We start from the raw sequence: 15,233 nt of genomic DNA, 5'->3' as shown, positions 1-15,233 counted from the left end.
TTAACGGTCACCAATAGCTGGAACTGGACGCGCCTCTGGACCGGTGTAGTCCGCAGACGGACGAATGATACGGTTGTTGGCACGCTGTTCTTTAACGTGCGCGGTCCAGCCGGTTACCCGTGATATAACAAAAATTGGCGTAAACAGTTTGGTTGGAATGCCCATGTAGTTGTAGGCAGAAGCATGGAAGAAGTCCGCATTCGGGAACAACTTCTTCTCGCGCCACATGACTTCTTCACAGCGTACAGAAACATCGTACAAACGGCTGTCGCCGACTTCTTCAGATAATTTCTTAGACCATGCTTTGATGATGTCGTTACGCGGATCAAACTCTTTGTAAATGGCATGACCGAAGCCCATGATTTTCTCTTTACGCTCTAACATGCCCATCAGCGTTTGCTCGGCATCGTCGGCGTCTTTCATGTCTTCGATAAGTTCCATTGCTGCTTCATTCGCACCACCGTGCAGTGGGCCACGCAGTGAACCAATCGCACCGGTAACACACGAGTGAATGTCAGACAATGTTGAGGCACAAACACGCGCAGTAAAGGTCGACGCGTTAAATTCATGCTCTGCGTATAGAATTAGTGAGGTGTTCATCACGTCAGCATGCAGCTGTGACGGTGTTTTGTCGTGCAATAAACGCAGGAAGTGCGCGCCGATAGACTCTTCTTCTGAGTCCGTATCGATACGAACGCCGTCGTGAGTAAAGCGATACCAGTACAGCACGATGCCAGGGAAAGTAGCTAGAAAACGTTCAATATGGTCATCGGCTTCGTCGAAGCTCTCTTCTGTTTCCAGGTTACCCAGCATTGAACAGCCGGTACGCATAACATCCATTGGGTGTGCTGACTTTGGAATACGCTCCAATACGTCTTTGACTTCCTGTGGCAATACGCGCAGTGACTTTAAGCGTTTACGGTAGTCGTCAAGTTGCGACTGAGTTGGCAATTCGCCTTTTGCCAGCAGGTAGGCCACTTCTTCAAAGCTGACTTTTTCGGCCAGTTCTTTAATGTCATAGCCGCGATAGGTTAAGCCTGAACCACTTTTACCTACTGTACATAGCGCCGTTTCGCCGGCTGATTGTCCGCGCAAACCTGCGCCGCTTAGTTTCTTCTCTGCCATGGTAATTTCCTTTTTTCAATCTTGTTTGACTTGCGCCAGAGGCGCAAGCTACTGGCCCTGGTAACTTGCGCCTTTGGCGCAAGATCGGGTTATTTTTTAAATAGCTGATCGAGCTTTTCTTCGAAGTCGTGATAGTTCAGGAATTCATACAATTCCGCTCGCGTTTGCATATCATCGACAACCTCTTTCTGGTCGCCGTTCGCTAAAATACTATTGTAGACGTTCAGTGCGGCTTTGTTCATGGCACGGAATGCACTTAGTGGATAAAGCACAATTTCCACGCCCACATCGGCCAGCTCTTGTTTGTTAAATAAAGGCGTTGCACCAAACTCGGTGATATTGGCCAGCACCGGCACATCGAGTGCGTCAGTAAAGGCCTTGTAGTGTTCCAGCGTGTGCACGGCTTCGGCAAAAATTGCATCCGCACCAGCTTCGACACAGGCTTGTGAACGCGCAATCGCTGCCTCGATACCTTCCTGCTGGAACGCGTCGGTGCGAGCCATGATATAAAATTGATCATCGATACGTGCATCAACAGCCGCTTTTACACGGTCAACCATTTCCTGCTGGCTCACAATTTCCTTATTAGGACGGTGGCCACAACGCTTTTGCGCAACCTGATCTTCGATATGAAAACCTGCCGCTCCGGCACGACTCATTTCTTTTACCGTACGGGCAATGTTAAACGCCCCACCCCAACCCGTATCGGCGTCCACCAACAAAGGCAAGTCGCTGGCACCGGTAATACGACGAATGTCTTCACACACGTCGTTCAAAGAAGTCATGCCTAAGTCAGGTAAACCAAACGACGCATTTGCCACGCCTGCACCCGACAAATACAATGCTTTGTGGCCGACTTTTTCTGCCATCATGGCAGTGTAGGCATTAATAGTACCGACAATTTGCAATGGCTTTTCATCGGCAACGGCACGGCGCAATTTCGCGCCCGGGCTTTGTAATTGACTCATGATACTTCCTTATGTGCTTGTAGTTTTGTTTCAATGTTTTTGCGTGATGCGCTGATATGGCGGCGCATCAACAAATCGGCAAGTTCGCCATCACGGTTAGCAATAGCGGTAATAATCGCTTTGTGTTCGTCAAAGGCCCGCGACACCCGCGGGCCGTTCATACCCAGCTGCACACGGTACATGCGCACCAAAAAATACAACTCGTCACAAAGCATATTAATTAAATACTGATTTTTACTGGCCAGAATAATGCGATAATGAAAGTCCACATCGCCCGCCTCCTGATAATAACTTTCGCCTTCACGGACGCGCTGATCTTTAAGGTGTTGCTCTAATAACTTAGACAACGCATCGATTTCCTCGTTTGCCATTTTTTCCGCAGCTAAACGACAGGCTAACCCTTCTAATTCTTCGCGTATTTGATACAAGGCAATGAGGCTTTCATAACTTAAGGTCACTACTCGCACACCTGCATTCGGCGTCCGCTCAACCAGGTGACAGCGCTCCAGCCTTGCCAGTGCTTCACGCAACGGCGCGCGGCTTACATTAAATTGTTTGGCTAGGCCCGTCTCGGTTAATTTACTACCGGCGGCAATATCACCCTCGACTATGGCTTGTTGCACGGCATACAAAACCCGATCAGCCGACGTTACCGGTGATCTTAATGGGTTTTGTGGATCGTAAATTACTGTCATAATTAGCCGTTTTTTATGATGAAAGAAATTCGACAGCATTATGTCGACAATGCGAAGGATATTAGCGCCAAATGGAAATTTTTTCAATGACAACTCTAAATATTGTCGACAATGTTGACGCGATAGCAAAAAACTCACCTGCTAGCTCTTATTTGCTACACTGCCCACTATGAACGATTTATTGGCACAGTTTTTTGATCTGAACCAGTTTAGCCAGGTCCCTTTGGCCGGCGAGTATAATAATTGGTTAGTCGCACTATCATATATAGTTGCGTTTGTTGCCTCTTTTGCTGCACTTAAAATTTTTGCGCGCGCTCTGGGACAACGCAATGCGCTGCGGCGTGAAGGGTGGCAACTTGCTACAGCATTCGTCGCCGGCATTGGCGTTTGGAGTATGCACTTTATCGGCATGCTTGCCTTTGAGCTGACTGTGGTGATGAATCACGGAGTTGCACTCACGCTGCTGTCTATCCTGCCGGCCATCGCAGGCAACTATGCAGCTTACTCGCTGCAACTCCAGATCAAACGCTTAGGCGAGCGCAAACGTTTGTCCGCGTTGCGCGAAAAATCATTGATTGTCGTATCTGGTAGCTTGCTGGGTGCGGGCATCGGCTTGATGCATTACATTGGTATGGCAGCAATGCAGCTACCCGCTGAGCTGCGTTATGATGTCGGTTGGTTTGTAACCTCAATCGTGGTCGCTGTAGTCTTAGGTGTTATCGCGATGACTACTTATCGCCATTACCTGCTGTCCGGCAGTCACGGAAAACGCTCGAACCGACTGCAGTTGAGTACGGCCCTAATCATTGCCGTAGCAATTTCTAGCATGCACTACATCGCCATGATTGCTGCAAGATTTTACCCGACATCCGCAACAGCATTGAATACAGGTTCCAGTCATGCTCAACATCAGTGGCTTATCTACGCGATAGCGCTGTCGGTCATCTTAATCGCTTTATTTGCGTGGCTTTCCTCGGCGTTGGATAAACGCTTACAGAATACCAGTCGCGCGATTCGACAGTCTGATCGTAAAATTCGTGAGCTTGCCTTTAATGATTCGTTAACAGGCCTGCCCAACCGTCGCTCGCTACTCGAGTATTTAGACAGCCAGCCGGCACAAAATCAGCAAGGCGAATGCCTCGCATTATTTTTACTGGATATCGATAAGTTTAAGGTGCTTAACAACACGCTCGGGCCAACGCTCGGCGACTTGCTGTTGCAGTCAGTAACACACCGGCTAGAGCGTATCCCGATGGACGTTCATATGGTGGCGCGCCCTAGTTCTAATGAATTTGCCGCAGTCGCTCGAATCCCATACGATGGCAATCCTGCCTCTGCCCAATCAAAAGCGTTGGAATTAGCGCGTTTAATGCAGGACAACCTGCAGCAGCCCTATTCGTTAAAGGATTACCGCCATCGTTGCTCACTAAGTATGGGACTCACCTTACTCAACGACAGCGCAGTGTCGGCGGAAAACCTGTTAGTACAAGCCGCCTTGGCGCTCTCCGAGGCCAAACGTTCGGGCTTAGGTCAAATACAGCTATATCATCGCGAAATGGCTGAGGCCATAGAAAAGCGCGTGCGTATTGAAGCTGACTTACGTTATGCAATTGAAAACAACGAACAGCTAGAACTATACCTGCAGCCGCAATTAAACGCGCAGCGTAAGGTCATCGGCGCGGAAGCTCTGATTCGCTGGCAACACCCCGAGTTTGGTTTTGTGTCGCCGGCAGAGTTTATTCCACTGGCCGAAGAGACAGGATTAATCATTGGTCTGGGTGACTGGATTAACGAACAAGCCTGTCAAATTATTAAGCAGTGGCAACAACTTGGCTTTAATCATTTAGTGTTATCAATTAACGTTAGCGCGCCACAGTTCCAACAATTGGACTTTGTCGACAAGCTCAACACACTCATTCATCACTACCAATTACCGCAGGGCAGTTTAAAGATCGAGTTAACGGAGAGCGTATTGATGCAAAACGTTGACGATGTAATTAACAAAATTGATGAACTCAAGCAATTGGGCATTCAGTTTGCGCTCGACGATTTTGGCACCGGTTACTCATCACTATCCTACCTAATGAAATTGCCATTCGATGTGCTCAAAATCGATGTGTCTTTTGTGCGTGACATGTTTGAATCGCCACAAAAAGAAGCCATCGTACAAACCATCGTTCAGCTGGCCCATAATCTGGGCTTAAAAGTCGTTGCCGAGGGTGTCGAAACGGAAAAACACTTTGACTACCTTTCGTCGTTAGGTTGCGACTATTTCCAGGGCTACTTGTTTAGCAAACCGGTGGCAGAGTCTGAGTTCAGGTCCCATTCGCTGATACTCGAATAGCTAGCGCAAAAATAATTCATTTTATCGTTTTTGGTTCCAATCTGTGGCCTTGCCTTGTAAAGTAAGGCCACTTTTTTCGACTGCGACTTTAGTCGAAATACGTTGCTAGTTAAATAAACAGTTGTTTTTAAATAATAAAATGGATAACAAGAATGGATCCTAAAAATATCGTCGATAAAGACGCAAGCTTCTTTGGTCAACCCGGCGGCTTGCAAACCCTGTTCTTTACCGAAATGTGGGAGCGCATGAGTTATTACGGCATGCGCGCGCTGTTAGTACTATTTATGACGGCTAGCCTGCAAGAAGGCGGTTTAGCTATCACGGTAGCCTCAGCCACCGCCATTTACGGCCTGTATACCGGCGCAGTCTATTTTATGGGCTTACCCGGCGGCTGGATTGCCGACCGCTTACTTGGCGGCCAACGGGCAACCTGGTATGGCGGTATTATCATCATGCTGGGTCACATCGTGCTGGCTATTCCTTCTGTGGCCAGTTTTTATATCGGTATGATTTTGGTAGTTCTGGGTACTGGCCTGCTGAAACCAAACATCACTGCCATGGTAGGCCAACTATACAGCTCTAACGATGATCGTCGTGACGGCGGTTATACTCTGTATTACATGGGTATCAACATTGGTTCAATCATCGGCTACTTTGTTACCGGTTATTTACAAGAAAATGCAGGTTACCACTGGGGCTTTGGTGCCGCAGCTGTTGGTATGGCACTAGGCTTGATCCAATACAAAATAACGCAACCTAAATTGAAAGGTGTCGGTGCCGAGCCACCCAAGCCATTATCACCGCAAGGTGCAAAACGCAGCTGGGGTATCATCGTTGCGCTACTCGCCGGCTTAACTGTATTCACCGTGGCTGCATTAAAAGGCATTGTCACCATCAACCCGGTTATCGTTGCCGAGAATGTTGCCATCGTATTCACCGTTATCTTCTTCGTCTACTACCTGTCGATCTTCTTGTTTGGTAAGTTAACAAAAGACGAAATGAAGCGCCTCGGTGCCCTGTTCCTGGTCTGTATTGCATCGACTATGTTCTGGGCAGGCTTTGAGCAAGCTGGTTCATCATTCAATTTGTTCGCTCGTGATTTGACCGACCGCGTTATCGGCGACTTTACTATTCCAACCACCTGGTTCCAGTCGCTTAACTCGATATTCCTGGTTACCCTATCGCCGTTTTTTGCCGCGTTATGGATTAACTTGAGTAAGCGCATGATCAACCCATCGTATGGCTTTAAGAGTGCGCTGGGTCTGATTATTATGGCAACCGGCTTTATCGTGATGTTCTTTGCCTCACAAGCCGCTGCCAGCGGCCTGAAAGTAGCGCCTTATTGGTTGGTAGCGGTTTACTTCATTCACACCGTCGGCGAGCTTTGCTTAAGCCCTGTTGCATTAAGTGCGGTAAGTAAACTGTCACCAAAACGTATGGCCGGTCAGTTGATGGGTGTGTTCGTTTTAACCTACGCTATGGGTAACGTTATCGCCGGCTTGCTGGCAGGCGGGCTGGACCCTGAAAACCCGCAGGCGATGCCGGAACTATACTGGACCATATTCGTATTCGGCGTCAGCGTCGGTGCAGTAGTTTTTGTCCTGGCATTCTTTACCCGTAAGTGGGAGAAACTTGCGCCAGACGACGGCGAAGACGACCACCCTGGTGCGGTTATCGACGCCAACGAACCTGTCGGTAAGCCTTAGCCTTTAATTCTGCCCGCGACCCCTTCGCGGGCATTTAGGCCGAATAGCCATCGGCCTGGTTGATATGGGCACCTCTCGCCCAAGAATGTTGGAGGGCATGGATGCCCGGAAACAAGCCACACGGACGTGCTTGGAGCGGTTCTTGGGCGAGAGGTGCCCGTGTCAAGCAAAAGCCGATGGCTACTCGGCCTCGCCTCACTTGCGCCAAACGCGCAAGCTACTTTTTATTTGATACGTAGATGGTGATGTGGCCTTTGGCGACGACGGTGTCGTCAGCTCGGCGGGCGACAACTTCAATCAATTGGTCGCCGGGGTGCCAGGTTTGTTCGCTGGCTTTTGCTTCGATGGTAACGTCACTGGTTGTTTTCGCCAGATACTCAACGTTCATGCCTTTTGGCAACCAACGCAAATGCTTGGGGATTGATGCTTCGGCAACGGCTCCCATGGCCATTTCCATGCCGTTGCAAACGGCAATAGCATGCACCGTACCAATGTGGTTTTGCACCGCTTTGCGTTTTTTAAACGTTAACTGACAAAAGTTAGGTTCGAGTACCTGAATACGCGGTTTGATGGTAGCAAAGTACGGTGCTTTGCGGGCAAACATGGTCGAAAAAAGCCAGCGGCCGCCGGGATATTTCAGGCACTTTTTATACAATCTAAGTAAGTAGTTATCAGTCACTTTTCATTACCTGTATGCGGTTAAGACGGCATAATATCGCATGGAATGGTGATACGTTCATCATCCGCGTCAAACGGGATGGTGCCGTGCCAGCAATAACTCGGAAAAATCACACACATGCCCGGTTGCGGACAGACGGCTTTATCAATCTGTTCTTTTCCTTCCAGACCCAGTGAGGTTTCGCCAAACTTTATCCAGCCCTTTTTATCAGGGTCATCTGCGCTGACTTGCTCAGGCACACTTAAATAAGTACACATCGAAAGCCACCCTTCCGGGTGAACATGATTGGTATGAAAGCCCGTTTTGAATAGCTTAACAGACCAACTACCACTAAAATGATAGCTTCCGGTTTTACGTGCGGTGACGGGGTGGGTCTTATCATCAGGCAAAGATGCTAAATAATCATCGATATAACGCGTCAGACTTTGTTTATAGGCGTTAATGACAGGGTCATCCATTGCCAATAGTGAGCCGACGGTTTGTGTGCCGCCCCGCACAGACTGGTCCAGTGGTTGATGTTTAGTTTTATGCAATTCTCGAATGCGTTGCGTTAACACATCCCAAAACTGTTCCAGCGAATCATAACCATCAGGTGTTGGTAAAAATCCAACCTTAACGTAGCGCTGGTAATCGTTCAGGTAATCAAATTTTTGGGTGTCGCCACTGAGTTTCCAGCACAAGCCTTTGTAGGCGTGCACCTCCTGATCTAACGGCTGGTTTTCGTGCGCACGATCGAGTAATGCTAATGCTTCCTGATAACGTTGTTGACGCAGGTATAAATTGGCCTGGTCAATCAGGTAGCGTGGATGGCGCGGTTGTTGCTGTAACGTTTTGTCGTAACAGACTTCTGCTTGTTGCCAATCGCCGGCACGAAGCAGCGCGCCACCTTTTAGGTGCAACAAGCTGTGTACTTCGCCAAAGCGCTGCAGAAATTCATCAAGCAAAGCATTAGCCTGTTGTTCCTGCTGCGCCCTGTATAAATGCGATAAATAGGAATAAGCCAGCGCCAGAGAGTCGGGCTGGCGACTTAGCGCCTGGTTGAATGATTGTAAAAATAACTCGTTGTTACCATGCTCCCAGTAGAGTTTATTGAGTGCCTCATGCGCGGGAACAAAATCATTTTGTAGCTCTAATACCTGTCGTAAGATTTTTTCTGCTTGCTCGTAATCACCATCGTCGTAGGCTAGACAACCGATCTGGAACAAGCGTTGTGGCTCATTAAATCTCCCTTTGAGCTCTGCATAAATTTTACGCGCCTCTACGGTGTGTTCGATATAGCGGTAAACCAACGCCAGATTGAATAATAACGTTGGCTCGTCCGGCCAGCGTTTCAGTGCTGTTCGGATAGTTTTTTCGGCAGCGTCAAACAATTTGTAGTCAAGCTCAGCACGCCCTTTTAACAAGTAGGCTTTTAAATAGTCAGGCTTTTGCGAAACCGCTTTTTCAGTCGCATGTGCAGCAGCCAAATAATCACGAGACTGATAATGCACTGACGCCAGGTTGTACCAAGCATCAACTAAACTGCTGTCTAATTGCAATGCTTGCAGATAATAACGCTTAGCTGCCCGCAGCTGCTGGCTGGACTGCAAAAAGTTGGCAAAATTCGATAGCACCGAGGGCTGCTTTGGATTGAGTTTTAAACTTCGCTCAAAATAACCCAGAGCTCGGGCGGGCGCTGCCTGTTTTGTTGCTAACGCCAGTAAATGCAAAATATCAGGATGATTGGGTGATTGCTTATCCAGTTGCGTTGCTATTTGCTCCGCGACTGAAAACTGCTGGTTTTGTAAGGCACTGACCGCTTGCTGAAACTGCTGCGCCAGAGTTGATTGATTTTGCGCCATAACGCCTATACTGCCCGCTAGCTAACATTATTATAAGAATCTATTTACAATAACATAACTTTTAACGCTGTTGCTTACGTCGCGATTTTTTATTTGATACATCGCTTGGTCAGCGAGCTTCAGCCAGTCTTCAAGCCTTCGATTTTGTTCGTTAGCCGTGACGATACCAATACTCGGGCCAGCATAATCAATAACTCTGTTGAGCGTTCTAAACCGCCCGCTAGTTAGCGACGCAAGCAACTTATGCAGGATCACCTCGGACTGCTGTGCGTCATCTGAATCTGCCTCTTGCACCACCGCAAATTCATCACCACCAATACGAGCGACGATTGCCGTTGTCGGTAAATGCGATATCAGCGCTTGTGCAATGGCGATTAAAAAGCGATCGCCCTCGTCATGACCGTATAAATCGTTAATCGCTTTGAAACCATCAAGATCAATATAGGCAACGTGCAAAGGTCGTTTAACGGTTTTCTGTAACTCTATTACCTGGCTGGCTAAACCGCGGCGATTCCATAACCCGGTCAGTGGGTCGGTATGAGCGCTTTGGCGCAGCTCGGTTTGTTCGTGTTGCAAGCGTTCGATCATTAAATCCCGCTCGACTTGCCGGGCGATCAGTGAAGTGAAAATATCAAATAATTGGCTGGTTGCTTCTGATGGTTTTTGTTGTTCGGTACTTGCTGCACATAACGTACCGTAAAGCTCTTGTTGCTCGCCAACGTATACCGGACGGCTAACGTAACTTGTTATGCCCAACTCACTGGCAGCTTCAGAGTCGCCCCAGCATTGGCTTACGTCGTCGGTCTCGTATTGTCTTTGTTCGATTGCTCGCCGACACAAGGTATCGCTCCAGGGGACTTCTAATCCCTCAGGAATAGACAAACTGCCTGAATTGATGGCATGCATGATTGACTGCACACCGCGCTCCTCGTCAACTCGAGTCAAATAAACAGACTCAAACGAGGTCACGGTCTGTAAAATTCTAAGCAGCGACGGCGCCAGGCTGTCTGTTTGCTTGGTGTTACGCAACGCCTCAGCTAAATCTGCCAACGCCAGTTTTTCATCAACCAAATCAACGCGCCTATAACGTGAAGTTCGTTATGATGGTAGCAAAGTTATCCAGTATGTTCGAACTGAGTCGGATAGACGGATATATAAAGGGCGCGGTAGCGCCGCTCGATGAGCGAACACAAACCACGCCTCAGGAGTTACCTAACGGCTTTTGCCTAAAAGTTACAGGCTGGCAAGCGCCTCGTTAAGGATTGAACAAGGACGCATTGCGGCTGATACTTTTTCAGGGTTTGGCTGGTAGTAACCGCCAATATCAACTTTTTTACCCTGAATGCTGTTCAGCTCATCAATGATCGCCTGCTCGTTACCGGAAAGTTTCTCCGACAGCTTAGCAAAACGCTCTTTAAGTTCAGCGTCATCGTTTTGATTCGCTAACGCTTCTGCCCAGTACATGGCCAGGTAGAAGTGTGAACCGCGGTTATCAATTTCACCCGCTTTACGCGATGGTGACTTGTTTTCTTCCAGGAACTTCGCCGTAGCAACGTCCAGACTATCCGCCAACACTTGCGCACGTTGGTTATCAAAAGTACGGCTCAGGTGTTCAAGCGAAGCAGCCAGTGCCAGGAACTCGCCTAACGAATCCCAACGTAAGTGGTTTTCTTCTACAAACTGTTGCACGTGTTTAGGCGCAGAACCACCCGCTCCTGTTTCGAATAAGCCGCCACCGTTCATTAACGGCACAATAGACAACATCTTAGCTGATGTACCCAGCTCCAGAATTGGGAACAAGTCAGTCAGGTAGTCACGCAGCACGTTACCGGTAACCGAGATGGTGTCCTTGCCGTCTTTTACCCGTTGCAGGGTGTGACGAGTGGCTTCTACCGGCGCCATGATTTGAATATCAAGCCCATCGGTATCGTGCTCTTTCAGGTATTCTTCGACCTTTTTGATTAACTGCGCATCGTGAGCACGGTTGCTGTCTAACCAGAACACGGCCGGCATGCCACTTAAACGAGAACGGTTTACTGCCAACTTAACCCAGTCACGGATTGGCGCATCTTTAACCTGACACATACGCCAGATGTCACCCTTCTCAACGTTGTGTTCAAAGACAACGTCACCCGCTTGGTTCAATACTTTGACAACGCCGTCTGCGGCAATTTCAAAGGTCTTGTCATGTGAACCGTATTCTTCGGCTTTTTGCGCCATCAAGCCAACGTTCGGTACCGTACCCATGGTTGCTGGATCAAAAGCACCGTTTTCTCGGCAGAAGTTAATGGTTTCCTGGTAAACACCCGCATAACAACGATCAGGGATCATAGCTTTAGCGTCTTGGCGACTGTCATTTTTGTCCCACATTTTGCCCGAATCACGAATCATTGCAGGCATTGACGCATCAATGATGACGTCACTCGGTACGTGCAGGTTAGTAATACCTTTGTGCGAGTTAACCATAGCCAGCTCAGGCTGTTTCGCGTAAACCGAGTTTAAATCTGACTCGACTGCGTCACGTTGCTCTGCGGTTAACTTATCCAATTTGTTGTAAAGGTCACCAATACCATTACTTGGATCAAACTCGATTTCTTTCATCAGGTCGGCATGTTTTTCTAATACGTCTTTAAAGTAAACACGCACCGCATGACCGAACATGATCGGATCTGACACCTTCATCATGGTGGCTTTTAAGTGCAACGACAGCAGTACGCCCTGCTCTTTGGCCGCCGCCGTTTCTTTTTCAAAGAACGCCTGTAACTGCTTCTTGCTCATAACCGCCGCATCGACAACTTCACCTGCCAGTACCGGTACGGATTCTTTTAATACCTGCTGCTGACCATTGGCTTCTAAAACAATTTTAAAGCTGTCATCTTGTGCCGAAGTGGTTGACTTTTCGCTACTGTAAAAGTCACCGTCATTCATGTGTGCAACGTGTGACTGCGAATCTTTCGACCACGCGCCCATGCGGTGAGGGTGTTTCTTCGCATAGTTTTTAACGGCACTCGGTGCACGACGGTCAGAGTTACCTTCACGCAACACCGGATTAACCGCACTGCCTTTGACTTTGTCATAGCGCGCACGAATGTCTTTTTCTTCGTCGGTTTGCGGATCAAACGGGAAGTCAGGTAACTTGTAGCCTTGTTCCTGTAATTCTTTAATACATGCCGTCATCTGTGGAATAGACGCACTGATGTTTGGCAGCTTAATGATGTTGGCTTCTGCCGTTTTCGCCATTTCGCCTAATTCTGCTAATGCGTCAGACTGACGTTGTTGCTCGGTCAGATACTCGGGAAATTGAGAGATAATACGACCTGCCAAAGAAATATCACGGGTCTCTACCGCAACGCCAGCGGCCTTAGTAAAGGCTTCAATAAAAGGCAACAGCGAATATGTTGCCAGACGCGGCGCTTCGTCCGTCTCAGTGTAAATAATCTTTGCTTTATCAGTCGACATAGTCATTCCTATTCGTTGGACCAAAGTAAAAATCGTTAAATAAGTGGCGCGAATTATAGAGGATTTAGGGTCTAATTACCATTCGCCCGTATTTTCCATCGACGCCCAAGGCTCTTGTGGCGCAAGATGTTCGCCTTCCTGTAACAACTCAACAGAAATATTATCCGGTGACCGCACAAAAGCCATATGACCGTCTCGCGGCGGCCGGTTAATAATCACACCGTTGTCCATTAGCCGTTGACAAGTTTCATAAATATTAGCGACACGGAATGCCAAATGACCAAAGTTACGCCCGCCGTCATAAGTTTCCGGATCCCAGTTATAAGTCAGTTCCAGCATCGGTGATTTGGTTTCCTCCGCCCGTTCTGCATCGTCAGGCGCAGCCAGAAAAACCAGCGTAAAGCGGCCTTTCTCATTCTCTTTACGGTACATTTCTTGTAAGCCGAGCAGCTCACAATAAAAGTGCAACGACTGTTCTAAATTATGCACTCGAACCATGGTGTGTAAATAACGCACAGTTAACTCCTTTTCTGTTTTGTTACCGCTGTTACGAATTTCTCTAACTGTTAGATTAGTTAGCCACCTCAAGTCTCCAACAAATAACCCTAAGCCAGCCCCCGTTAACTGAACTTTCGCATTACTGCGCGGGTGCCGATACGCAACTTTTGCGCTAGCGGAAAGCGCTTAAAGGTAGACTTTGCCGTACCCGACGTGAAGGCCGTTTGTTTGCTGTAATCAATGGCAGCGTCGACGATAACGGGTTTGCCCTCTTCGGCAAATCGCACGGCGTTTAAAATCCCATCATCGATTGCTTCATCGTTGTTAATTAATACGTACTCTGCGCCAACACCTTTTGCTATTCCTTCGAAGTCGGCACGGCCCAATGTCGTGCAGGGCTTACGGTTGTACGGCATGGCCTGCGCCTGGGCAATTTGCGACAGTTCGCCGTCATTAAAAACGAAATACATGACGCCGAGCTTGTGCTTTGCTGCGGTCAGAATTTCCATACAGGTCATCATAAAACAGCCGTCACCGACGATGGCGAAGACTTGTTTTTCGGGATGGCTAAACTTAGCGCCAATAGCTGCCGGCACCGCATACCCCATCGCATTAAAATCAGTCGGCGTCAGTAAGGTGGCAGGCTCTGCTAAAGGATAAAGCTCGGCGGTTAAGAAGGTATGGTTGCCGTCGTCCAATACGGTGATGGCATCGTCGTCCATGTGCTGTCGCAGGTGATTAAAAAAGCGTGCGGGATTAACACGGCCATTACTGTCGTGATCAAGCCATTGCTGCTGATAATCTGCTTTGCGCTTCTCGATACCGTTAACCAAACTAATGTTTTTTTCGCGTTTTTTGTCAGCTTTCAATTGTTCTAATAGTTCATCCGTAAACGCTTGCGCATCGGCGACGATAGCCACTTTAGCGGGATAATTTTGGTTAAATACGGCGCCATCGATGTCCACGTGAATTAATTTATCGGGCACTTCGGCACTAAAACTGCCGGTCGGTATTTCGGAAAACCGCGTGCCGATGGCCAGTAACGTGTCACATGAGTCAAATGCCCATTGTGCCGCCGGCACGGCTGATGGGCTGAAGCCAAACCCAGCGTGTAGCGGATGATTATGAGGGAAGGAAGATAACCCCTGTAGCGTCGTCGCGACCGGCATTTGCAGTTGTTCGGCTAGCTGTATTAATTGTTTTTTTGCATGGCGCGCGCCCCAACCAATAAACATCGCCGGGTATTTGGCTTCGCGCAGCAGCTTTGCAGCCTTACTAACTAACTCCGGTAGATCGTCATTTGCGAGAACCGGTTGCTGCTCTAAAAAGTCCGCATACGGAATCGGTTTTGGCACTCGGTCAGTAAACAATTGTAGGTTAACCGGTATTTCGACCAACACCGGACCCGGCTTGCCGCTAATCGCTTTTTGATAAGCGCGGTAAATGGTTTCCACGATTTCGTTTTGATGGCCCACCCGGTACGCCGCCTTAGTCAGCGGTTTAGCAAGCTCCATTTGGTCAACACCGTGCAGCTGAAAACGGTTACCCGTATCGGTACGAACGCCACCGGACAGGATCAACATGGGTATGCCGTCTAAGAACGCTTCGCCAATGCCACTTGCAGCATGCGTAAAGCCGGCTGCGGGGACAATCGCTAACACACCAATTTCGCCACTTCCTGCTTTAGCTGCACGACTAACACCGTCAGCCATGAACGCCGCGCCGCCCTCGTGAGTCACCAACACCGGTTCGATTTGCTCGCTGCTGTTAAGCGCGTCATAAAGCTCAGTATTATGCACGCCGGGTATGCCAAAGGTGTGTTTAATGCCCAATTGTTCCAGTGCAAATACCGCCAACTCTGCTGCATTTTTTTTCATCGTTATTGCTCCAGGTGCTGTATGCTTAAATCGAATCCAGC

General features: G+C 48.5%; 11 protein-coding genes. 2 read left to right on the top strand and 9 right to left on the bottom strand.

Translation table 11 applies throughout. From position 1 onward, the window contains the following. From prpC to KZ771_RS03540, 3 genes are all read right to left on the bottom strand, one after another. The gene (gene prpC, locus KZ771_RS03550; RefSeq protein ID WP_290654361.1) at nucleotides 1-1,125 is read right to left on the bottom strand and encodes a 2-methylcitrate synthase; all 1,125 of its coding nucleotides are present in this window, start codon (nucleotides 1,123-1,125) and stop codon (nucleotides 1-3) included. An 89-nt stretch (nucleotides 1,126-1,214) separates the two neighbouring features. Beyond that, nucleotides 1,215-2,093 (bottom strand): methylisocitrate lyase, encoded by an 879-nt coding sequence (prpB, locus tag KZ771_RS03545; RefSeq protein WP_133539216.1) that lies wholly within the window; start codon nucleotides 2,091-2,093, stop codon nucleotides 1,215-1,217. Beyond that, a complete protein-coding gene (locus tag KZ771_RS03540; RefSeq protein WP_290654360.1) occupies nucleotides 2,090-2,788 on the bottom strand; it encodes a GntR family transcriptional regulator in 699 nt (232 codons plus the stop codon). The genes prpB and KZ771_RS03540 overlap by 4 nt, the downstream gene beginning before the upstream one ends. 169 nt (nucleotides 2,789-2,957) lie before the next feature. Between KZ771_RS03540 and KZ771_RS03535 the strand changes: the two genes are divergently transcribed. Together KZ771_RS03535 and KZ771_RS03530 are read left to right on the top strand one after the other, a co-directional pair. Then, complete coding sequence (locus KZ771_RS03535) at nucleotides 2,958-5,132, top strand: EAL domain-containing protein (protein WP_290654359.1); 2,175 nt, start codon at nucleotides 2,958-2,960, stop codon at nucleotides 5,130-5,132. 152 nt (nucleotides 5,133-5,284) lie between these two features. Further along, nucleotides 5,285-6,838, top strand: a complete 1,554-nt coding sequence (locus KZ771_RS03530) for a peptide MFS transporter (RefSeq protein WP_290654358.1) — start codon at nucleotides 5,285-5,287, stop codon at nucleotides 6,836-6,838. Nucleotides 6,839-7,055: 217 nt separating this feature from the next. On the opposite strand, the gene KZ771_RS03525 is transcribed toward KZ771_RS03530, so the two are convergent. From KZ771_RS03525 to KZ771_RS03500, 6 genes are all read right to left on the bottom strand, one after another. Continuing rightward, nucleotides 7,056-7,517: a hotdog fold domain-containing protein gene (locus KZ771_RS03525; RefSeq protein WP_133539220.1), complete on the bottom strand. Its 462-nt coding sequence runs from the start codon at nucleotides 7,515-7,517 to the stop codon at nucleotides 7,056-7,058. A 20-nt stretch (nucleotides 7,518-7,537) separates the two neighbouring features. Continuing rightward, on the bottom strand, nucleotides 7,538-9,358 hold the full coding sequence (locus KZ771_RS03520; RefSeq protein WP_290654357.1) for a tetratricopeptide repeat protein: 1,821 nt from the start codon (nucleotides 9,356-9,358) through the stop codon (nucleotides 7,538-7,540). Between the two features lie 30 nt (nucleotides 9,359-9,388). Then, on the bottom strand, nucleotides 9,389-10,429 hold the full coding sequence (locus KZ771_RS03515) for a sensor domain-containing diguanylate cyclase (protein ID WP_290654356.1): 1,041 nt from the start codon (nucleotides 10,427-10,429) through the stop codon (nucleotides 9,389-9,391). Nucleotides 10,430-10,591: 162 nt separating this feature from the next. After that, the gene (locus KZ771_RS03510; protein WP_290654355.1) at nucleotides 10,592-12,817 is read right to left on the bottom strand and encodes an NADP-dependent isocitrate dehydrogenase; all 2,226 of its coding nucleotides are present in this window, start codon (nucleotides 12,815-12,817) and stop codon (nucleotides 10,592-10,594) included. 75 nt (nucleotides 12,818-12,892) lie between these two features. After that, nucleotides 12,893-13,333: a VOC family protein gene (locus tag KZ771_RS03505; protein ID WP_290654354.1), complete on the bottom strand. Its 441-nt coding sequence runs from the start codon at nucleotides 13,331-13,333 to the stop codon at nucleotides 12,893-12,895. Between the two features lie 104 nt (nucleotides 13,334-13,437). Continuing rightward, entirely contained in the window at nucleotides 13,438-15,192 is a 1,755-nt protein-coding gene (locus KZ771_RS03500) for a thiamine pyrophosphate-binding protein (protein WP_290654353.1), read from the bottom strand. Nucleotides 15,193-15,233: the final 41 nt, after the last annotated feature.

Origin of the sequence: Idiomarina sp. (genome assembly GCF_019431395.1) — a bacterium.
Classification (GTDB): Bacteria; Pseudomonadota; Gammaproteobacteria; order Enterobacterales; family Alteromonadaceae; genus Idiomarina.
This window is presented reverse-complemented; position numbering and strand designations above follow the sequence as displayed.